We start from the raw sequence: 1,164 nt of genomic DNA on the forward strand, positions 1-1,164 counted from the left end.
ACGCGGCCGTGCAGGTGGCGAGCGAACTCGCTGCCTGCGCCTGCCGTTTCTCCACCTCGCCGGAGGTGTACGTACGCCTCCGCTACCGGGAGGATGCCCTGCGCGTCGTTCTCTACGACGCGCACCCCCGCCATCAGCACCCCCGCCTCGCCGCCGCCTGTGACGCCCGTCGCCGCTCGTCCCTGCGCCTGTCGGCCTGCGTGGTCCGGGCCTGCGGCGGCGACTGGGGCTTCGGCGACGCCCGCGAGCCCGGCGGCGGCACGCGCACGTGGGCGGTACTGCCGAGGGAGGGCGCCCGCACGTACCCCGCAGGCGGCCGCACGAAGTGAGGACAAGTGGAGGATTCGGGCCACGTACGTGCTCGCCGACCAGCCCTTTTGGCGGTGCCGTTGGCCCACATCCTCCACTTGTCCCCGCAAACCCCTGAGCGCGATCTCCTGGCCCCGCCGCCCCGGGGGCCTTCGAGCCAAGCCGCACCAACGGCGATGCCCGCCTACGCGCGCGGACACCGCCGTTGGACCTGTCTCTCAGCCCGTTCCTCTCGCCCGATCTCCGGTACGCGACGGACTACGCCAACCACGAACCGCTGCACGTGTTCGGCTATCCGTCCACCGGCTCCCTGCAAGTGGTCCAGGAGGTCGTGTGGCGCATCGCCGACGGCAGGGCCGGGGATCTGGAGAAGCTGGCTACCAGTGACAGCACCGACAGCGAGACCCGGAAGACGGCCGCGAACTGGATCAAGAGCTTCCGGAAAGGAGCCCGGGGGAAGGTGGCGGCCGACTTCTACGACGAGGCATCCGAACGCCAGGTCGTGGTGCTGCACTTCCAGGACACCGGGCAGGTCAAGGAGATCACCGTGCGGCTGGACGGTCACGCCGGTGAGGACGGTCGGCGCGTCCTGATGAACGAGGCCGGCCCGAAGGAAGCCACCAGTCCGCCTGTCTGGGCTCCGAAGGAGCCCGGCGGGGACGGATCGGTGTCCAACGGCTGAAAAGCGGGAGCATCCCGCCCTCCAGTGTTCGCATGCGGCTCATTTGAGCGCGTGAATTGCATTCACCCGCCGAGTGCTCACCCTTTCAGAAGGATAGGTGCCGTGAGCCCGGGATGCCCCGTGGGCACATTGAGTCGCGCCACTCCGCTTACGCCTCCACCCCTACCCGCACC

The 1,164-nt window shown here is 69.7% G+C and carries 1 protein-coding gene and 1 pseudogene; both read left to right on the forward strand.

Going from position 1 to position 1,164, the window contains the following annotated elements:
- Positions 1–329 (forward strand): annotated as a pseudogene (locus C1I97_RS37605) (sensor histidine kinase); the annotation flags it as partial.
- 185 nt (positions 330–514) lie between these two features.
- Positions 515–991 (forward strand): hypothetical protein, encoded by a 477-nt coding sequence (locus tag C1I97_RS37610; RefSeq protein WP_111007330.1) that lies wholly within the window; start codon positions 515–517, stop codon positions 989–991.
- Positions 992–1,164: the final 173 nt, after the last annotated feature.

The sequence above is a fragment of the Streptomyces sp. NTH33 genome, from assembly GCF_003236365.1.
Classification (GTDB): Bacteria; Actinomycetota; Actinomycetes; order Streptomycetales; family Streptomycetaceae; genus Streptomyces.